General features: G+C 41.7%; 16 protein-coding genes. 11 read left to right on the top strand and 5 right to left on the bottom strand.

Annotated elements, in window-relative coordinates:
- The first annotated feature begins 29 nt into the window (after positions 1-29).
- The 3 genes from J8M01_RS17975 to J8M01_RS17965 all read left to right on the top strand — a co-directional run bounded on the left by J8M01_RS17975 (position 30) and on the right by J8M01_RS17965 (position 3,397).
- A complete protein-coding gene (locus J8M01_RS17975) occupies positions 30-875 on the top strand; it encodes an HDOD domain-containing protein (protein WP_192506589.1) in 846 nt (281 codons plus the stop codon).
- A gap of 205 nt (positions 876-1,080) precedes the next feature.
- Positions 1,081-2,097 carry a hypothetical protein gene (locus J8M01_RS17970; protein WP_211058854.1) on the top strand — a complete coding sequence of 339 codons (1,017 nt, stop codon included), beginning with the start codon at positions 1,081-1,083 and terminating at the stop codon, positions 2,095-2,097.
- 196 nt (positions 2,098-2,293) lie between these two features.
- Complete coding sequence (locus J8M01_RS17965; RefSeq protein ID WP_211058853.1) at positions 2,294-3,397, top strand: sigma-70 family RNA polymerase sigma factor; 1,104 nt, start codon at positions 2,294-2,296, stop codon at positions 3,395-3,397.
- Between the two features lie 511 nt (positions 3,398-3,908).
- Here the strand turns inward: J8M01_RS17965 and J8M01_RS17960 are convergent.
- Positions 3,909-5,324: an endonuclease/exonuclease/phosphatase family protein gene (locus J8M01_RS17960; protein WP_211058852.1), complete on the bottom strand. Its 1,416-nt coding sequence runs from the start codon at positions 5,322-5,324 to the stop codon at positions 3,909-3,911.
- Positions 5,325-5,779: 455 nt separating this feature from the next.
- On the opposite strand from J8M01_RS17960, the gene J8M01_RS17955 reads away from it, so the two are divergent.
- Complete coding sequence (locus J8M01_RS17955) at positions 5,780-8,488, top strand: Ig-like domain-containing protein (RefSeq protein ID WP_211058851.1); 2,709 nt, start codon at positions 5,780-5,782, stop codon at positions 8,486-8,488.
- A gap of 226 nt (positions 8,489-8,714) precedes the next feature.
- Here the strand turns inward: J8M01_RS17955 and J8M01_RS17950 are convergent, their stop codons facing one another.
- Positions 8,715-9,308 carry a TetR/AcrR family transcriptional regulator gene (locus tag J8M01_RS17950; protein ID WP_211058850.1) on the bottom strand — a complete coding sequence of 198 codons (594 nt, stop codon included), beginning with the start codon at positions 9,306-9,308 and terminating at the stop codon, positions 8,715-8,717.
- Between the two features lie 122 nt (positions 9,309-9,430).
- Between J8M01_RS17950 and J8M01_RS17945 the strand changes: the two genes are divergently transcribed.
- Both J8M01_RS17945 and J8M01_RS17940 read left to right on the top strand, forming a co-directional pair.
- Entirely contained in the window at positions 9,431-10,519 is a 1,089-nt protein-coding gene (locus tag J8M01_RS17945; RefSeq protein ID WP_211058849.1) for an MBL fold metallo-hydrolase, read from the top strand.
- A 156-nt stretch (positions 10,520-10,675) separates the two neighbouring features.
- The gene (locus J8M01_RS17940; RefSeq protein ID WP_211058848.1) at positions 10,676-12,343 is read left to right on the top strand and encodes an alpha/beta fold hydrolase; all 1,668 of its coding nucleotides are present in this window, start codon (positions 10,676-10,678) and stop codon (positions 12,341-12,343) included.
- Positions 12,344-12,437: 94 nt separating this feature from the next.
- On the opposite strand, the gene J8M01_RS17935 is transcribed toward J8M01_RS17940, so the two are convergent.
- The gene (locus J8M01_RS17935) at positions 12,438-14,129 is read right to left on the bottom strand and encodes a hemolysin D (RefSeq protein WP_211058847.1); all 1,692 of its coding nucleotides are present in this window, start codon (positions 14,127-14,129) and stop codon (positions 12,438-12,440) included.
- A gap of 256 nt (positions 14,130-14,385) precedes the next feature.
- Between J8M01_RS17935 and J8M01_RS17930 the strand changes: the two genes are divergently transcribed.
- The 5 genes from J8M01_RS17930 (at position 14,386) to J8M01_RS17910 (ending at position 17,464) form a co-directional block, all read left to right on the top strand.
- The gene (locus J8M01_RS17930) at positions 14,386-14,868 is read left to right on the top strand and encodes a hypothetical protein (RefSeq protein ID WP_211058846.1); all 483 of its coding nucleotides are present in this window, start codon (positions 14,386-14,388) and stop codon (positions 14,866-14,868) included.
- Positions 14,855-15,154, top strand: a complete 300-nt coding sequence (locus tag J8M01_RS17925) for a transcriptional regulator (protein WP_211058845.1) — start codon at positions 14,855-14,857, stop codon at positions 15,152-15,154. The genes J8M01_RS17930 and J8M01_RS17925 overlap by 14 nt, the downstream gene beginning before the upstream one ends.
- A gap of 373 nt (positions 15,155-15,527) precedes the next feature.
- Complete coding sequence (locus J8M01_RS17920; protein WP_192506600.1) at positions 15,528-16,376, top strand: AraC family transcriptional regulator; 849 nt, start codon at positions 15,528-15,530, stop codon at positions 16,374-16,376.
- 42 nt (positions 16,377-16,418) lie between these two features.
- Positions 16,419-17,165: an AzlC family ABC transporter permease gene (locus tag J8M01_RS17915; protein ID WP_247671186.1), complete on the top strand. Its 747-nt coding sequence runs from the start codon at positions 16,419-16,421 to the stop codon at positions 17,163-17,165.
- On the top strand, positions 17,162-17,464 hold the full coding sequence (locus J8M01_RS17910) for an AzlD domain-containing protein (protein WP_210996001.1): 303 nt from the start codon (positions 17,162-17,164) through the stop codon (positions 17,462-17,464). The genes J8M01_RS17915 and J8M01_RS17910 overlap by 4 nt, the downstream gene beginning before the upstream one ends.
- A 72-nt stretch (positions 17,465-17,536) precedes the next feature.
- Here J8M01_RS17910 and phaC read toward each other — a convergent pair whose 3' ends face one another.
- The gene (phaC, locus tag J8M01_RS17905) at positions 17,537-19,306 is read right to left on the bottom strand and encodes a class I poly(R)-hydroxyalkanoic acid synthase (RefSeq protein WP_211058844.1); all 1,770 of its coding nucleotides are present in this window, start codon (positions 19,304-19,306) and stop codon (positions 17,537-17,539) included.
- Between the two features lie 156 nt (positions 19,307-19,462).
- Positions 19,463-19,813, bottom strand: coding sequence for a phasin family protein (locus tag J8M01_RS17900; protein WP_192506603.1), 351 nt, complete (start codon positions 19,811-19,813; stop codon positions 19,463-19,465).
- Between the last annotated feature and the right edge of the window lie 37 nt (positions 19,814-19,850).

The following is a 19,850-nucleotide window of genomic DNA, read 5'->3' as shown; positions in this document are numbered from 1 at the left end:
AATAAATCCTTTTTTCGTAGTTAAGTATTATGATTGATATTGACGACAAAGTATTGGACGACTTACGCTCAGGGTTTAGCCTGCCTGCAAAACCTGAAATATTGCAAAAGTTACAAGTAGAATTAAACCAAGATGAGCCCGAGCTTGGCACAATCGCAAAAATTATTTTAGAAGATGTTGCAACGTCAGCAGCCGTTTTGAAAGTCATTAATTCACCTGCTTATGGTATGTCGAGAACTGTGACTGATATTAAACAGGCCGTCATGTTTTTGGGCGTAAATTGTATAACGCAGTTGGTGACAGGGCATTTGCTAAAAAGTGCGTTTAGCCAAAATGATTGCAGTATTTCATTAGAACGATTTTGGGATAATGCATCTGATATTTCACAAATAGCGATGTTAATTGGTCGTCAAGTTAAGCCGACTATCCCCATCGAAAACTTGCAGTTAGTTGGCTTATTTCATGATGCAGGCATTCCCGCTATGGCGATGAAATACGATAATTATGCGCAGCTACTAACGAAAGCGGCCGAACGGCCAGAAAAAACATTGGTGATGTATGAAGAGCATGTATATCCAACAAACCATACGGTTGTGGGGTACTTCTTGGCAACATCATGGCACCTACCTAAATCAATATGCCAAATGATTCTACGCCATCATGACTGTGATTATTTAAATAGTGATCAAGACAAAGTCGATAAAGCCACGTTTGCTGCGTTGAAATTAGCTGAGAACTTGGCTTTTGAAGCAAAAAGCTTTCGCTCTTGTGCTGATTGGCACGCCTTTAGAGATGATGTGATGATTGCGCTAGAGCTCAGTGACGATGAGTACACCGATATCAAAGAAGATGTTGAAGAGTTTTTTATTCACTAAATTAATACCTGACATGGGCAATAGGTTTACACCTGATGTTTTTTCATGTTTGTTTTTTATACCATCAATTGCGCCGACTACCTAGTTACATTATGGTTTGTATTTGCAAACGTATATTATTTTCAGTTATTTACGACTGAGATGAGCCTTTGCAACTTGTACGAAAAATCGACAAGAAACAATAACATGTAAAAAGGATAGTTTAATGACCAATCATAAGCGGATCATAATATGCGTTGGGGTGATAACAAGCCTATTCGCTGTTAACCACGCACTCGCGCATAATAACATCAATGATGATCAATACCGTGAAATTCAACAGCAGGACGCTGCGTTAATTCATTCACCGCAATGGGCAACACGCGTAAACTGTAACACCGACCCTGAAGCACTGAATAAAGCCATATCTTACAGTCGTTGGACGATACAGCCGCGCAGATTTACAGTGAGCGGCGCGTGCTCTGGGCCCGTTATTATTGCGCAACGGAATATCGAAATTAGCAACGACGCAGAGCAAAGTGGCTCGATTGTACTGGGTACGGGCGTCGATGCACAAGAAGCACTAAGAATTGCGAACAGCACTGTTGTTTTGAAAGACTTCAATATTCAAGTCGACAGTAATACGCGTGCCATAACCGTAACTCAGAACAGCGTTGCTACGTTACAAAATATCACGTCTAATGCTAAATCTTCTACCAGCGATGTACTTTATCCTTTTGTTATCACTGATAATAGTACCGCGTATATTTCACAATTCTCAAAGTCTGGTTTTGCGATATCAGGCAGTTCGGTTGCACAATTTGATGCCGACAATGAAGACAATATGGTCGATGTATTAGATACCTCTATGGCACGTTCAAATACGGCAAACCGATTTTTAGCAGTGCAAGTGTCGGGCAATGGTTATTTTTTAGCAGATAATAAAACACACATCGATTCTTTGATGATCTGGAGCAAGGCCGCGGTTGATGTGAATCGCGAAAGCTCAGTGGGCCAGTTGCAAATGGGGGGGCAAACGTTGTTTGCGGCATATCGGAATTCGTCTATCACGGGGCCATATTTTTTGTATGGTAATGTGGTGTTTGAACTTGAGCATTCAACAGCCAGTAATTGGGTCAAAGTAAATAAACCGCAGTCTATTTTAGTGGGAAACAATGCCACAGTAAATGGCACGTTATACCCATCTTGGACGTGGGCCGGACAAGATGGCAGTGAGCCATAAAGGGATAAGAACGCAATTTAAACCCTTGTCGTGCATTGACGTGATTAGGGTTTAATTTTTAGGTTCTAAAAACGGGACTTGAAACGTATGGGCTTAAAGTGAGGGTAAATGAATAGAAATAAATGTGGTCACACGGTGTGCTTGGGTGGTGTCTTGTTAGTAAGCTTACTTTAATAAGAGAAAATAGATGACAGACATGCTTACAGAGACCGAATTAAACACTCAGGTATTACGGGCACAAACGGGTAATGTTGATGCTTTTACGTTGTTAATAAAATACTCTCGCAACGTTGTTGAGTGTATTGCAATAGGCATTGTTCGTGATATTGATGCAGCTAAAGATGTGATGCAAAAGGTGTATATCAAGGTATGGTCAGATATAAATCAACTTAAAGAACCGAGCTGCTTTTTATCTTGGGTTCGTCAAATTACGCGATATACTGCCATGAATAGCTTACGCCGTAATACAGTAAATGTTGAATTAGATGTGGAGACTGCCGCAAAGCTATTGGCAAAGTTAGCCTGTGACGGGGCTGATTTAGAAATAACACTGCAGCAAGCAGAGCAGAGACAACTCATCGCGCATTTGGTTGAGCAGCTTCCAGATGAATCCCGAGAGATTACTTTACTGTATTATCGCGAAGAACAAAGTTGTGAAGCCGTAGCGCGTTTGCTCGACCTTGAACCTGCAACAGTCAGAAAGCGTTTACAACGAGTACGAGAAAAAATTAAGTCGCAAATATTAAACGACTATGGCCGTGTTATTTTAGCCAATGCACCAATAGAACTGGCGAGTCTTAGTGCCATAAGCATATCATCAACCCCTGTTGCGGCGTCGATTGGTGCAGCTGCTGCGCCAACACCTTGGTACAGTAAGTTGTTGATGATGCTAGGTGGGGCTGGTATTGGCGCACTAGCAGCGATGTTTGCGATATGGTGGAGTTCCCGCTTAGTTTCAAATAAGTTAGATAATGAACGCGATAGGCAAGCAGTAACACAAATAAGAAATCATAATTTTATTGCAGTTGGTATCGGGGCTGGCGTCATGAGCCTAGGTTACGGGTTTACACAAGGTTGGCTAATTCCTGTATTGGGTTTTATGGTCATCGTGGGTTGGCTCGTTTGGAGCACATTGCATCTTAACAAGATTACCCACAAGCTGTGTGCGGGGGCCACTAAAAGCCAGCAAAGAGTACAGTATATTGGAGGGTTATTAGGCCTTATTTTTGGGGCTACAGGAGGCGGTGCAGGACTGTATTTTGGTCTTGAGAACAGTGGCCGCTTAGCTTATTTAATGTAAAAGAATACGATGTGATAGCAGGCTGGATAGTGTTATGGCGTTGGGTTAACCTTCAGAACAAATTAACGATAGTGAGAGATGAGGCGCATCAACCGAGTTGATAGTTTTGTTTGTTTAGGCGCTTATAATTAAACGCCTAAGACTTTAAATTTACATAACCTCAGGTTTGGATGAGGGTTTTGGAATAGGAAATATTGTTGTAAACAAACTTACGTACAATCCAATGATGATACTTTGTTCAATATCAAGGCGCTTTTATGCAGTAATAGCGGGCTATTGCAAATGAAAGCAACGCCGAGAGTGAGAAAAATAGCTTTATTGGGCAAATTCGCTTATCCAGAGCTGAGGTTACATACATAGATATAGAGCGTTCTAGAAATAAAACGCACAAGATATAAAATAACACGGGCACGTAGTATAGTTATCACTGATAGCATGTGCTCATTGTTTCAATATTTATAAGCGCTTATTTCTTATGCGTTACTGACTAAGATACGCTTAACTGGCTAGGTTACTCACAGCCACTGGCCACTTCAATGTCTAAAAATACTTCATCGAAATAGCTATCATTATCTGTTCCGCCATGACGAGTCCCTGTTAAATGTATGACCGCGTAACTGGTGGTTTCAGGTACTAACGCTTTATTTGATTGTAAAGTCCAAGACGACCTCAGTGACCCTCTTGCCGGATGAGAGGCAAGGGTGTTGCCTTGTGCATCATGAAATGAAACAGTCATGCTAGGCACATCTGTGCCATTATAATTACGAAGCAGGCCACCCCAGTATAAGGTTGTATTACCCCGCTGGATATCAGCAGCGTAATCGTTTAAATCAACATGCTGTGATGCGTGGCCTAACGCACTTTCATTGGTACATACTCCCCCGACAGCGAAAAGCTTCGAGCCGTGTGCTGCGGGTACGGAATCACATGCGTTGCTGTTGAGCGACTCTATATCACCACTCCAGTGTGCAGTGCCTTGTTCTGCTCCTGTGTTTTTTAGCAATGCGATACGTGTTTTTTGGTTTGCATGATCACTGGTATCAAATCGCAGTAGTATGGGGTCGTGATCTATGCTTCCATCCGCACCACAACTTATCGATTTCCCTTCATTATTTAAGCCTAACTCGCACCACACATTATTGAGTACCTCTAAGGCATCTATATGCCAATGCTCAGGCAGGTTTCTCGCTAAAATGTAGTCAATTCTGCTTATGTTGTAGTATGTGTAGCCCAGACTATCGTTGATATCAGGGTATTGCTCGCGCCACAGGTCTTCAAAACCATTGTCCCAAAAAACTTGCATTTCACCTCGCTCAGGGTCATTACTTCCCCAAGGGTCGTCTAGATTAGCATTAAAGTCACCGGTTAATATAACGGCTTCGTTGGGTAACACATGGTCATTAATTACGGCGCTTATCGTATTAAAGTTTTGCAGTCGTTTTTTATCGGTTTCGCTTGTTACAAACGCGGTGTGCGCCGACCATACCCAAATTGCTTTACCATTAATTTGATACTTTGCACCTAATATGGTTCTACCATTAATCTCATGGAGTACTTTATCCGAAAGGCTCGAATAATGACTGGCAATTCCAATACCATAACTTCCCGCTGAACCTGCGCCAGTACCAGGATATGCTTGAGCTTGTGCACACCACATATTGGCATAATTAAAATCAACGTTAGGTTGAAATAAAGAATAAAACCCATTACCGCAATGCTTAACTTCTTGCAGTGTGATCACATCTGGATTGTATTGAAGCAGATTTTGCCTAACCGCTGAAAATGGGTAGCGAGTGTTGTTACCCATCTCCCATGCGTTCCAGTTAATTAAGGTAAATTGATTTTGGGTCGTATCACACGCAGGTTGTGCATAAAGCGTCGGTACAAATAATAAAGTGGCTAAGCTTGCTTTGAGTGTCTTGTTCATAATATTAACTTGGTTATTAAAAGAGCATAACCAAGTTAATAAATAAAAATGACAATCTGGTATAGTCCAGATTAAAGTGATTTTACAGTTATTTTACACAGCCATATGGCTTTAAAGTGAGAATTACAAATGGGCGGCAATATAATGTGGATTTTTGGTGTGAGCTACAGGTCGTTTAGATGTAATTGAATCGGTCATTTGACACTTTTTATTTGATGAGAGGAGCGCATTATTTTAGCGACTGGTTGCTTTTTTGGGCGGGTTCGGTATGCGATATTTATTATCTGAGACCAGAGCGCACTTTGATTTTTTGTTGAGTTTATTGAAACAAAGTTAGCAGTTGATTATAATTCCGCGCTCTTACCACAGGTAACATACATGACTAACAGACTACAGAGTTGTAGTTTAGGAAATACCTGATTGGATATCGATGATAATAAATACATGGAAAACTCATGAGTATATACAAAAGTATTTCTTTAATAATGAGAAATACGTTCTTAATAACCACACTCTTTTTAATCGCGTTTGCGGGTAATGCACAAGAAAAAGCGGCTTCATTAATACTAAAAGAGACCTTTGGTTCAGATCGTTACAATAAAATGGCGTACCACGATGGTGTGTTGCTCGTATCTGGGCTTACAGGCGGAGGCAGCGCCAATAAAAGTGGCACTATTGATGTGTTGCGGTATCGCGAGAAAGGGTTTGACCTTATCAGCCAAACGCCATTAATTAGCCCAAAAGATGACTTACCCTATCGGGGTATTCTCGGCTTAAGTTATGTTAATGGGTATTGGGTGATACTAGCTGAAAGTGCCTTCGGCAATTATCTCACTTCAGCAACGTTGACGAATGAAAAGCTGACCATTGTGAACGAGTTCAGGGTTGGCATTTCAAATCCTATGGCTCAGCTTGTTTCTGGTAATAGCGGTAATTTGTATGTTGTGAGTGGTGACTGGAGTTCAGTGGACCCCAAAAGTGGAATGTCAGTAATCCACTTTAATATTGAAGATAATGGCGCAATAAAACACAACAGCGCAGTCAATTTTGGTATTAGACCCAATGAACCAGATTACCGTGTTCACTTCAGTGTCTCTTACGACAATCACGCCTTATACCTTACAAGTAATCAAGATGACACCCCAGCAGGGCTTTATAAGCTGCCGTTGGCAGATGATGGCTCACCGCAAGCGGTCGTCGAGCTGACACTTAAAAACGCAAAGTCGAAGTATTACGTTTCTAAAATGTCTGGAGATTTGTGGTTATTATCATATGAAAATTGGGGGTTTCAGGTAGCACAACTGAAAGGCGATGCGTTACAAGTTATCTTTGAACATGAAAGTAACTCTTGGTATAGCGCCCTTGAAGTAAAAGGAAACTTAATTTTTGGTTTAGACACTTTTGGAGACGTGGATGTTTTTCAAATAGGCCATGACAAAACGATTTCGCATAGGTTTTCGTTAACACCATCAGATTATGGATTCAACCGTGATATGCTCATTGCTGATGATACATTATTTATTACACAGGGCTCTGAAGGCATTTCAGCTTTAAAAATTGAAGATAACACAACGCTAACCAATTTACACAGCTTCTCTCAATCGGGTGTTATAGGGGACATTGCAATGCATGGCAATGAGCTTGCAGTCGCTACCTTTAATCATAATTTGTATTTTTGGGGTATGGGCGATACCGACCCAGCGTCGCTCAATGCAACGTACCATGGTGGATATAGCCTACAAGGCGTTGTATGGGAGGGGGATGAAATGGTTATTAATGATAGTGCTCAATTAGAGTCTCATTTGGTTGAGAATTTAAAAAACAATATCAATGTCGGCACACGTCATGGCAGTTTGGGTAGTCTGGGCAGCGATGGCCAGATTATCAAACTTAAAAATGGCTATGCAGCTGTAGCGTTTGGTCAGTTAAGCTTCATTGATGAGTCAAAAAATATAATGTCGACCATAACAAGTCCATTAGGCTCTTACACTGATAAAGTGGGAATGGTCGCGTCTGAGTATGTGCTATTTGTACCTATGGGATACCCTAGTGAGGTTGCTGTGTATGATACGTCAGATTTATCAAACGTAACTGAGCTCACCCGCATTAAGCGTAATTATGCAATATATGGCAATGTTGCTGTTAAAGATAATTATCTTTATATTCCAGTAGCTCTTGAGAATGGGCGCTTTGCAATCACGCCTTACAACATAAGTAATCCGGCTGAGCCCGTGGAATTACCAAGTGTTGAAGTGGGTCGCAGTACTGCCACTGCCGCTGCCACTGCCACATTACACATTGATGGCAATTACTTGATAGCAATCGGCTCTCAAGGGGCTTTACTCGATATTTCTGTACCTGAAAAGCCCGCGATGGTTGATGAGAATTTAGATATCAGTACCAATGGTATTGGCGCCGGTTTTGAGAATGATTTGTTTACGGTACCTATGAATAGCGCAGGACGTTTACAACGCTCTCAAATAAACTTCGCGCCACAACAAGGTGATTTGACGCTGAATTTAGATGAAGATGGTCAAACGATGACCGACCTTTCGCCCTCAGATAATGAAAATGATAGTGTCACGTTTAGTATTCTTAATGAGCCCAAAAAAGGTACTGTTACAATTCAAGACAATACCACGCTAAGCTATGTAGGAGCGGGTAACGCCAATGGTACCGATACCGCAAAGCTATTGGTAACGGATGCTCACGGTGGCGCGAGTGAATTTAACTTAACAATTAATATAAAGCCCATTAATGATGCACCTTTATTTAATGACCAACCTGTCACTCTGTTAGTTGGATTAGGCCAAACGAAGCGTGTTGCACTTGATGTGACAGATGTTGATGGCGATAAGTTAACCTTTGAAATTACCGATCAAGCTACGCTAGGTAGTGCCGATGTTGATAGTCAAGGCGTTGTAACATATGCACCTAACACCAGCACCGGAGGTACAGATAGCTTTGTTGTGATGGTATCTGATGCAGTAGGGGTGACGGCAAGTAAAAAAGTCAATGTGACTATTTCCACTCAGCCAGTTTCAACCGCACCTATTTCAACGGATGCGACGGGTAACCGTAATGACAGTAGCGGCGGCACGGTAAGCTGGTTTTATTTACTTGGATTGTTGCTCGTTGGTATGCAACGACGCTATACACTTTAATTGAATGTTGAGTCGTAATTCAGGCTTAAAGCCGAGGTCTGAATTACGCTTTTATTTTGGCTTGCCACTGACTTTGCTGGCAGGCCAATCAATGCCTTTTTTGACACTATTGTCAAAAAATAAAATCGAGCCTAACTTATTGTTTTACTATTACCTTGTTAACGGGTAATAAAATTCATTAAAAAGCGAATTGTTAGAGGCTAAAGTTAGCGCTTACTTATTACTTTTAAGGCTGATACCGTGCAACGAACATCATCACCGTTTCTTCAATTGCTCGGTTCATTGCTATGTCACTGACCTCTTCAAAGCCGTAAAGTAGTGGATAAAAAGTAAATGACTTTAATTGATACACAAACTGCTTTGCTGCGTAGTCAGCATCTGTGATTTTGAGTGCTCCAGCGGCAGAGGCTTGCATTAAAAACTCACTAAAATATGTCATGCAGCCGATAGAGTTAGCTGAGAGTGATTTGGCCAGTTCAGGCTGTTGCAGCATTTGCATAAAGGCAATTTTACCGATTTTTAAAAATTCGCTTGAAGTAAGTAAGGCCACTTCTTGCGTGGCAATGTCGCTTAATTGGGCTTGTATCGGGCGAGTACTGTCAAATTCTATAGCACTGACATTGGCGACCTTTTCGAGCATGCGGTCTAAAATCGCATGAAACAGTACCTCTTTTGAGGAAAAATGATTATAGACGGTGCGCTTAGATACCCCAGCATGACTCGACACCGTATCCATACTGGTTTGGTCTAGTCCGTATTGATAAAATAAATCTTGTGCCGCATCTAATATTTGTAATCGTTTTTTGTCTGATAGTTTCATGTACTTACCCTAATACTATTGTTAGATATTTTATCAAGCCACTAAAAAAGTGCACTAATTAGTTTACTTTTATTTGTTTTAGTGAAAAACTACACCGTATAGTTTACTTTGAGTGTGGTGATATGAGAATGTTGTGGATTGGACTGAGCATAATAATATGTGCGGTGATAGGAGGGTATAGTGTGAATAGTAATTTGGTCGCGAATGTCGAGGTAGAGCGCAAATCGGCTCAGTACGACGGTAAACAGTTCAATAACTTAGTGACTATTGCACCACAATCAATCAGTAAAACCCTCGGGATCGTAAAACGCTACATCACTGAAAACAGAGTCGATACAGAACCGACAAGTCGCCTCCCTATGGCAACGATTACAACGGGTTCGTTGGCAGCGCTCAGTAACGATAAAGTACATATTATCAAACTTGGTCACTCTTCGATTTTACTGAAGGTGAAAGGTGAATACTGGTTATTAGATCCGGTATTTTCAGAGCGAGCGTCACCTTTTAGTTTTTTGGGGCCAAAGCGCTTTCAACCAGCGCCGATATCCATAGCCGCATTACCGAATATAGATAAAGTTATTATTTCGCATAATCATTATGATCACTTAGATAAGGCGGCGGTTCGTGCGTTGGCATATAAAACCGCTCAGTTTTTGGTGCCGCTAGGGGTCGAAGGTGACTTAGCTGCGTGGGGAGTTGATAAGCAGAAGATAGTGGCGTTTGATTGGTGGCAAGAGCTAGAGACAAAAGACACTTTAGTCGCATTTACACCAACGCAGCATTTTTCAGGACGCGGCCTGAGTGATGCAAACACCACGCTATGGGGGTCGTGGGTTATAAAAACGGATAATGAAAGTCTCTATTTTAGCGGCGACTCGGGGTATTTTTCAGGGTTTAAAACCATCGGTGATAAATATGGTCCATTTGATTACACTTTACTCGAAACAGGTGCTTATGATGAGGATTGGGCGGACGTACACATGACCCCAGAACAATCAGTACAAGCGCATATTGATTTGCAAGGAAAGGTAATGATCCCTATTCACAATAGCACCTTCGACTTGGCATTTCATGCTTGGTATGAACCATTAGAGCGAGCACTGAGTGCCGCGGACAAACAGTCAGTTGTGCTAAATACACCGATTGTGGGAGAGGTGACCACCGTGGGATGTTGTGAGTCGCAAGAGACCCGCTGGTGGCATAGCTTATAAAAATGCTGAATGAATTGAATGTTTGAGCGCAGTGTGACAAGTACAACGATTGTCAGAAAGTTTGCAACTTCAGCATGTCCTACTAAAGTAAATTAATTGTAACTAGTGGTGTTTTTGCACTAGTTATGATTCATTGACAACAGTTAAGGACAGATAATGAAAATAACGACTCACATATTTACGATATTATTGATTACGCAGCTTAGCGTATTATTGGTGTGTAACAACGCCATTGCGGCTTCACACTTACCTATACTTGATTGGTTAAGTAAGCCACAAGAGATACTTCTGCCTCGCTCAGAGCGATTCACAATTGACGATTCGATTGAGATCATAACGGAGGATGGTTTACATCTAAAAGCCAATATATTTGTACCAACGCAGTTAGTTGAAAAAGCCCCTGCGGTGATATTCATTAACAGTTGGGCACTCAATGAGTACCAATATATTAAGCAAGCCGCTTATTTGGCTGAACGTGGATATATTGTACTGAGCTACGCAACGCGAGGCTTTGGTGGCTCTGAAGGCGTGGTGGATACCGCAGGACCCAACGATATTGCAGATTACAGCAGGGCAATTGATTTCCTCATTGATAACTACCCAGTAGATGAAAATGCGATTGGCACTGGTGGTATCTCGTATGGTTCAGGCATTAGTTTAATCGGTGCTGCGCACGACAGTCGGGTCAAAGCAGTGGCTGCATTAAGTAGTTGGGGCAGTCTGGTTGATTCATTGTATGGCAATCAGTCACCGAGGCTGGCTTGGGGAGAAATATTAACCCTGTCTGGTCAGTTAACTGGCAATCTTGATGCCAATGTGCCACGTTACTGGGAGGCAATAAAGTCTCACGATGAAAGTACCTTACCTGAGGTCATTGATTGGGCATTAGTGCGCTCGCCCTCTGAGTATGTTGATAAATTGAACGCCAATGGCACAGCCATATACTTAGCGAAAAGCTATGGCGATAATTTATTTCAGCCGAATAGTTTAATGACCTTATTTGAGCAATTAACCACCCCGAAATACATCGACTTGCTGCCAGGTACGCATGGTACGGCGGAGATTTTACCCGACCTACTGGGTATAGGAGAAAACCGAGTGTGGGAAAATGTATATCACTGGTTTGATATACATTTAAAGCAATTACCAAGTCAGTTACCCAGTGAAAAACCCATCAATATGAAAGTGAAGTTTAGCGATAATACCGATCAATTTACTTCTCTATCAAGTTCAGAAATTGAGACTCAGCAGTATTTTTTACATCCCAGAACTTGGTTTGATAATGGCGACTTGGAGGTTACGCCATATGGTGCAGAAAACAGTAAAGATAATACTTTAAATGCATGGGCGGGCACGCTATTTACCACCAGTATTCCTGTGCTCTCGCAAATATTGGAGCAATTAGAAGTCCCAATTTACAGTAATATCTATGCTGCATCAGATATTCGCAGCATTTACTATCAATCGCCAAAGACAGCTAAAACGATGAAGATCAGGGGGAACCCAGCGTTAAGCATCTATGTACAACCACATGCAACTCAGGCGCAAGTGGTCGCCTATTTGTACGATATGAATGTGTTTGGCGTTGCAAAGCTAATCACCCATGGTGTGTACACATTGCCAAAAGCAGCGGCTGGAGGGGTGACGAAACTTGAATTTGAAATGGCGACAACTGCGTATGACGTACCAGCGGGACATCGTGTGGTTTTAGCCATCGATACACAAGACCCACAATATAAAAAGCCTAATAGGCACAGCTACTATATAGATATTGAATATGGTAATGGCCGTGAAGGACAGTTAATGATCCCTTACGTTCGGTAAAGATGAAATAAAGGCTCGTCATGAGCCTTTAGGTCTGGTTGGGAGTATTCTATGTTAAATGCAGGGCGGGAAAATAAAGCGCTCAAGCAAAGTATTAACGCTCAGTAATTATCCATTTAGAATGTGCTTTATGTGGCGCACCTGCGCGTGTTAATTGTGGTCTACTTTCATCTGAGTTATACCAAATATATTGTTGCCAATAGGTATTTTTGATGTTCCAAACCCCTCCTTGATAGATGAGCTCGTACGCTGCTTGATTTGGTGAATCCCATAACTTGGCATACCCCGAAGAAGCGCTGCTATAACTGAGAAATAAGCTAGGCGCTTGTTGGCTTCGAAAGTAATAAGCGTTGTCGTTTGCTGGGACTTTTATCCAAGTAACCTCGGATGTAGCGTGACCTGTTAGGGGCGCATTATTGGTTAAGTTTTGACTCGCCATTGCGCGTCCCGCACTGGCCGAACGAATGGTTACGGTTTTTCCTATATCAGCGGATATGTTGGGTGCCTGCCAGTTGCTTGGCGGGGTTTTCCAAGTCAACGATTTCCAGCGCCAGTGATACGGCATACTCATATAAGGGTCATTTAAATCACTGTAACCTGGCTGCGCTTCAATATTAAATAAACACTGACGACGCTCTTCATCAAGCTGTGCTACTCGCGCACTTTGGTCAGTAGTTCCCACATTGAGTTCGGCCATGCATGCCGCGAGGGTTTTGCCTTTACCACTATCATTGGGGGCTAAAACATAGGTATGGTCTCGGTGTTGTTGATTTTGATACCACGACAACATGGCTTGCTCATCAAACGATAGCCAGTTATTAACCAACTGTTGTGCTTCGAGTTTTGCATGACTTTCGCGTTGTGACATGTCGACCGCCATCGTTCGAATAAACGCAGCCCATAAGTCTTTACTGGCTTCTAATGCAACCAAAGCAACGGGCTTCATGTTACTGGCTTTATAAGTGTCCCAGCCAGATTGCCCCAGTGTTTGCTCTTTCCAAATAACATCACCGCTACTGAAATTTAAAACATCAGAAGTATTATGGGTATGTTGTTCAGCACCTTGTGAGCACAAGTACGCTTTTACTTGCCATACTTTTTCGTAATTATCATCCGCTAAACGAACGGTATGTTCCGGACTAAATGAATCTTGAAATAAATGCACTGCGCGACCAAATAAAAAGTAATTATGATCAACTTCCGTATTGGCTGAGGTACCGCCCCCATCCCACACTTTCATACGCTTATCATTGGCCATCGCCGCATTAACAAAATGATTGATAAAACGTGCTTGTGCCCTGTATGCGGCATTAACCCCGCCTTGTCCACCAATATCATCATAACGACGCATGAAATGGTCTTGTTGTAAATCAGCGGGCTCTTGTGAAACAGCATTGAAACAATTTGGGCCTGTGGGATCGGTACTTGCGTTGGTGACATTAAAGCCTGCAATATCGACCCATCGTTCGCCCACTATTGCTGAGTAAACATCATCATATTTAGGTTGGTAACTGGTATTGTGATTAGCAGAGGCTTGAATTCGGCTGATTTCTTCTAACGCGTTGCTAATATCTATATTTTTAGCGAGGCCTTGCTGCCAATGTTGACGAGGATCATTTGGGTCTACATCAATAATGTGTTCCGCATCTAAGACTTCTAATGCAGCTGTACGGGTTAACCATTCGTGTCCCATTGGCATAATGCCGCCACCACCTAATTGCGTAAATGCACTTGCGGTTGTGGTGGTGAGCAAGATCAGACATGCACTGAGGTTTTTGATTTTCATACTATTCCTTTGAAATATTCAGCGTCAGACGCTGTAAGTACTTTTATTGTTGTCACATAAAAACAGCCGATAAGTTAATTTATTTATCTGTATTTTACAAATTTATTACGTTTTTATGAAAATAAATGTTATCAACTACGCAAGTTTGACTAATTTATCTGGGTTCAAAGGTGCTTTCCATATTGGAAAGTAGATGCTAGGATTAATTTAGTTTCCAGTGTGGAAAGAAAGTTGAGTAACCAAAGTGAGCATGAAAATGGAATTGGAAAATACAGGTGTCAGTAAAGCGAAAGAAGCATTGGCCTTAATTGAAGCAACAGAGCAGCGTTTAGAAACCTTAGTACGATTTCCAATATGGCTTATTTTGCTATGTTCGATAAGTTATGGTTTGTTTACATTTTCTTATGCCAATATGGCCCATGAGAACGAATGGGCATTGGCGGCGATGATGTTTTTTGCGGTATTTCTGGCTGCGGGTTATTTCGGCATACATTACTTGAAGCGTAAAGGCATCAAATTATTAATGTTACCAAGGTCTACATTAGGTGGCGTTTACTTTATTGGGTTGGGGGTGACGTTCGGTGTCATCATCACACTCTCTAGAGTTTATTTTCTAGAAGGGGTGATGTGGTCTGCTTATGTGGGGAGTGTTACAAATATGATGTTAATGGCGGTAGCTCAATATTGTTACCCATTAAATGAAGTCAGTGTAACACGAGGTTGCAATGAGTCGGATTGAGTTTGACACGGTTATCCACGCGCCGAAGCGTTTACAAATTTGTGCATTACTTGCCAATGTAAATGAAATGGAGTTTCAACCATTAAAAACACAATTGGAGGTCAGTGATTCGGTATTATCCAAACAGCTGAAAGTATTAGAGGAGTCTGATTATATTCGTATCTCTAAACAACGAGCTGAAACCGGGTATAAACGGACTTGGGTATCTTTGACGGTACTAGGTCGAAGTGCATATCAAGGGCATAAAGCCGCGTTACATGCATTAATAGGTAATATAAGTCATTAATGCGATATTAAATTACTGGAATATGCCGTTTTTGTACAAAACCGAGTGCTTAATTTACGCTAAAGTAACCTCAGGTTTGGGTAAGGGTTTTGGAATAGAAAATGTTTTGCAAACAAACTTACGTACAATCCAATGATGATATTTTGTTCAATATCAAGGCGCTTTTATGCAGTAATAGCGGGCTATTGCAAATGAAAGCAACGCCGAGAGTGAGAAAAATAGCTTTATTGGGCAAATTCGCTTATCCAGAGCTGAGGTTAAAGTTAATAACGGCACTGTGGTATGTGCCATAGGTTCGTCGATCACATATGTTAATCGAGGCGAAATTTTAACGCGTCAATGGGGCGGTTAGGTATCATAATGAGAAATCACAATGAAAAAGCGCACTGAAATTGCTGATTTTGCATATGCTTCTGAATTAGGTGGTATCGAATTGCTTAATGCACAATACCAAAAACAGAACTTTTCTCGTCACAGCCATGAAGGGTATACAATTGGGGTGATTGAATCAGGAGCGCAACAGTTTTATCGCACGGGCGGCAATCATATTGCACCTCAACACAGTATTATTTTAGTGAATGCTGATGAAGTGCACAATGGTTGCTCCGCCACTGAGTCTGGTTGGGCATATCAAGCAATGTATCCAACACCGCACGTTTTTGAAGCTATCAGTGAAGAGTTAGGTACTGCCCGTGGCGCACCTTACTTTCCAGATGCGGTCGTTTATGACCCTTACTTAGCAAATTTATTGAGAGCCATGTTTACCACGCTAGGTGAGTCGGATAATCGTTTGGTGAGAGAGTCTTTGATTTATTCGTCACTCATTAAGTTGGTAGTTAGGCACAGTAAATCACTCGATAAGGGGTTACCGCTGAGCCGTGCAAATGTGTCATTGGGACTGGTAAAGCAGTTCTTAGATGAGCATCCTGACTCAGATGTATCTTTACGAGAACTGTCGGGGTTAGCAGGAGTGAGTGCGTGCCATTTGTTAAGAGCGTTTCAAAAACAGTTTGGTTTGCCGCCACACAAGTATCAAATTCAAGCGCGGCTTAGAATGGCAAAAAGACTCTTACGGCAGGGCCGCAATCAACTGGATGTTGCACTAACATGTGGTTTTCATGATCAAAGTCATTTTCATCGGCATTTTAAGCGGATGATGGGCGTGACACCAGGCCATTATGCCAAGGCGGTTGCGAGCAATAACGTACAAGTTATTTGTTAGCAATTGTTTTAGGATATTTACATGATTTTTTTCAGGTAAATAATGATGCATAGAGTAGGGTCTACAATTCGAATATCATCAAGGAAAGGCCATTATAATGCCCTTTTTCGTGGCGCATTGGCTGTTTTCCCGTTGGCACTGGCGGTGGTGCCTTGGGGTATACTCGCAGGCTCATACGCCATTGAAGTGGGTTTAACTTGGTATACAGCGCAGGCTATGTCGGCCTTTGTTTTTGCCGGAGCTGCACAACTTGCGGCATTAGGCTTAATAGCATCAGGCATTGGTGCTCTTGGGGTTTTACTTACGACGACTTTGATCACCTCTCGACATGTATTATATAGCTTGTCATTACGCCCGACATGGCAAGTGTTGCCGATGCGCTGGCGTATTACACTTGGTTTTTTATTGACCGATGAATTGTTTGCCATTGTTATGTCAGATAAGTTTAAAGCGTTAAAAACGGATCCTTGGTTTGCTTTAGGGGCTGGAGGATTTTTTTACCTGTCATGGAATCTCGCAACGGCGCTCGGTATTGTACTTGGCTCGTCAATGCCACAGCTGCATACTTTAGGCTTAGACTTTGCAATTGTCGCTACTTTTATTGCGTTAATAGTGCCCAGTATTAAAACGCCAGCCGTGTTGGTATGTGTGTCTGTGGCAACGTATACCGCAATGCTTTTTGCGCTTTGGCAATGGCAAGTCGGTTTATTATTATCAGCCATATTAGGCATGCTTGCTGGATATATGACGGAATGTTTATACGGCGGTGATACCAAGGAGGCATTATGAGTTGGTTTGTATTGTTGGGTATGGCTGTGATTATCTTTATGAGTCGCTATGTTTTTTTGGAGCCTAAATTACCTATGGTACTTGGCCCTCATTTACAAAGGTTACTCACATATTCAGCACCTGCGGTATTAAGTGCGATTGTTGCACCGTTAATTTTTATTGAAGGTGAACAATTACATATTGGTTTGCAAAATCGTTATTTTGTTGGGGCGATAATTGCTTGCTTATTGATAGTGGTGACGCGTAATACTTTATTAACCGTGCTTGTTAGTATGGGGTTGTTTTTCTTTGCTTTGTAACCATCACGACAAAGATGAAAAAGTAGCATAGCAATGAGCTGCTACAATACTGTGTAGCAGCTCATTGACTCGTTACAATTTTACTTTTACATATTCACCTGGGGCATCATAAATTCCTGGGGTATCTTGGGTATGTGTTATTCTTGCGGGGACTTTCTCACTGTTGTGGCTGGTTACCCATTTTTGCCAATGAGTCCACCAAGAGCCTTTGTTGTGCTTTGCTTTATCAAACCACTGTTGAGGCTCGCCCGATACGTCAGGACCAAACCAATAACCATACTTATTTGCTTGTGGTGGGTTAATTACCCCAGCAATATGACCGGATTCACCCAGAACAAAGGTGATATTTTTGCTGGTTTGTTGTGCGCCTTTAAAGGTACCTTGCCACAGTGCAATATGGTCGTCTCTGGTCGATAGCACATAAAGTGGTTGTTTAATTTTGCTTAAGTCGATTTTAGTTCCACGAATACTGACTTGCTTTTCACCAATAAGCTTATTTTCTAAATACAACTCTCGGAGCATAAAGTTGTGACTTTTGGCGGTGAGATTGGTGCTATCGCTATTCCAATACAGTAAGTCCATACTCATGGGGGCTTTGCCCTTGAGGTAATTATTAACGTAATAATTCCAATACAAACTATTCTCTCTGAGCATACTGAAGGAAGTTCCCAGCATGTGTCCGTGCATAATACCATTTTGTGTGTTGTATGCTTCTAATGCTGTAACGGTCGGTTCGTTGACAAAAACCCCGAGTTCACCTGGTTGAGAAAAGTCCAATAACGTGGTCAGTAAGGTGGCACTTTTTATTCTTTGTTTCATGCGTTTTGATACGAAGTAGGCCATGGCTGTGGCTAACAAAGTACCGCCAATGCAATAGCCAATAGCGTTTATATCACTTTCGCCAGTGTGTTTTTCAACCGCATCGACCGCAGCGATGACCCCATCTACGACATAATCTTCGAAGCCAATATCTTTCATACTAACATCTGGATTTTTCCACGACATCATGAAGACGGTGTGACCTTGATCAACGGCCCATTTGACCATTGAGTTATTACTTTGTAGGTCGAGAATATAGTATTTGTTAACAAAGGGCGGTACGAACAAGAGTGGGGCTTGGTATACGTTGTCGCTGCTGGCGTTGTATTGAATGAGTTCAAATAAATGATTTTGGAAAACAACACGCCCAGGCGTTGTCGCCAAGTCTGTACCCAGCTCAAAAGCGCTTTCATCCGTCATGCTGATCCGCAGCATGTCCCCACCTTTTTCTAAATCTTTTTTGAATAACTCGAAGCCATCAATGAGGTTTTGACCGTTAGAATCAAGGGTGAGTTTTAGTAGCTCGGGATTCGTCGAAATGAAGTTGGAAGGCGACAATGAGTTGACTGTTTGACGCGCAAAAAACTCTAACCGCTCTTTTAATTTATCGTCAAGTCCAGGGGTTTCGCGAATAGAGCTCAGTAGCGATTGTCCGAATAGTAAATAGCTTTGTTTAATATAATTAAACCAAGGGTTTTCTTGCCATTCATCGGCTTTAAAGCGTCTATCTCCACGCTCTTCGGTAACGGGGTCTTTGGTGTCAGCCATTTCTGTAGGTGCGAACGTTTGCTGAATGATCTGTAGCTGGTTTTGCCACCAATCTAGCTGGTTTTGTTGCATGGTTTCAGGTTTTTTTATTATGGCGTCTAACCATGCGCTGAAATCACGGTTACTTTGTTCTGAGAGTGCTTTTTGCACAGGATTATCATTAAACAATGAATTATTGAATGCAGTATACATGTCTTGATTGTATTGCCACCACGCATTCAGGGTTTGGTTTAGATCTTTATCTTGGGTATCCATTACGGTCATCCTAATGGCATTGGTTAATATCAATAACAACAAGGAGTAGGTGCGCTTTTGAGTTAGATGTTATAACTCAACAACAGTGTTATACGCACCTCAAGTTGTCGAATAATTCCACGGTATCACTGTGTTGTGTAATTACTCGATGAATGCTTAAGCTGGCGTTTGAGCCGCTTGAAGGTTTTCTTTAGTCAACGTTTCTAGGTTATCTTTGAACTCTTGACCTAGTTGCGATAATTTTTGGCCATCTTCAATCATTTGCTGACTGATGTTATTCAATACGGTAACTTGGCTTGCATTAAAATCAACCAAAGATTTTGCATCTTTTACATCGGCCGCTGCTTTAACTTGTGCCACTGACGTATTCGAAAAGTTTTGTACTGCATTAACTTGAATATTTGCAAGCTGTTCAATGTTTTGTGCAACCAGTTGGTTGAACTTAAGTACAGGTGAAAGGAACTTTTCGTTTTGCTCTGAAAATGTTTTAAGTAGATCTGTGTACATGATTGCTGGTCCTTTTAACGTTCATTAATTGATACTG

Source organism: Pseudoalteromonas sp. MMG005, assembly GCF_018101015.1.
Classification (GTDB): domain Bacteria; phylum Pseudomonadota; class Gammaproteobacteria; order Enterobacterales; family Alteromonadaceae; genus Pseudoalteromonas; species Pseudoalteromonas aurantia.
The sequence above is the reverse complement of the archived record's forward strand: the minus strand, read 5'-3'. Positions and strand labels throughout refer to the sequence as shown.

Coding starts and splice junctions, on each gene's coding strand:
- J8M01_RS17975 (WP_192506589.1), top strand. CDS start 30: ATGATTGATATTGACGACAAAGTATTGGACGACTTACGCTCAGGGTTT.
- J8M01_RS17970 (WP_211058854.1), top strand. CDS start 1,081: ATGACCAATCATAAGCGGATCATAATATGCGTTGGGGTGATAACAAGC.
- J8M01_RS17960 (WP_211058852.1), bottom strand. CDS start 5,324: ATGAACAAGACACTCAAAGCAAGCTTAGCCACTTTATTATTTGTACCG.
- J8M01_RS17925 (WP_211058845.1), top strand. CDS start 14,855: ATGAGTCGGATTGAGTTTGACACGGTTATCCACGCGCCGAAGCGTTTA.
- J8M01_RS17910 (WP_210996001.1), top strand. CDS start 17,162: ATGAGTTGGTTTGTATTGTTGGGTATGGCTGTGATTATCTTTATGAGT.
- J8M01_RS17950 (WP_211058850.1), bottom strand. CDS start 9,308: ATGAAACTATCAGACAAAAAACGATTACAAATATTAGATGCGGCACAA.
- J8M01_RS17955 (WP_211058851.1), top strand. CDS start 5,780: ATGAGTATATACAAAAGTATTTCTTTAATAATGAGAAATACGTTCTTA.
- J8M01_RS17935 (WP_211058847.1), bottom strand. CDS start 14,129: ATGAAAATCAAAAACCTCAGTGCATGTCTGATCTTGCTCACCACCACA.
- J8M01_RS17930 (WP_211058846.1), top strand. CDS start 14,386: ATGGAATTGGAAAATACAGGTGTCAGTAAAGCGAAAGAAGCATTGGCC.
- J8M01_RS17915 (WP_247671186.1), top strand. CDS start 16,419: ATGATGCATAGAGTAGGGTCTACAATTCGAATATCATCAAGGAAAGGC.
- J8M01_RS17900 (WP_192506603.1), bottom strand. CDS start 19,813: ATGTACACAGATCTACTTAAAACATTTTCAGAGCAAAACGAAAAGTTC.
- phaC (WP_211058844.1), bottom strand. CDS start 19,306: ATGGATACCCAAGATAAAGATCTAAACCAAACCCTGAATGCGTGGTGG.
- J8M01_RS17920 (WP_192506600.1), top strand. CDS start 15,528: ATGAAAAAGCGCACTGAAATTGCTGATTTTGCATATGCTTCTGAATTA.
- J8M01_RS17965 (WP_211058853.1), top strand. CDS start 2,294: ATGCTTACAGAGACCGAATTAAACACTCAGGTATTACGGGCACAAACG.
- J8M01_RS17945 (WP_211058849.1), top strand. CDS start 9,431: ATGAGAATGTTGTGGATTGGACTGAGCATAATAATATGTGCGGTGATA.
- J8M01_RS17940 (WP_211058848.1), top strand. CDS start 10,676: ATGAAAATAACGACTCACATATTTACGATATTATTGATTACGCAGCTT.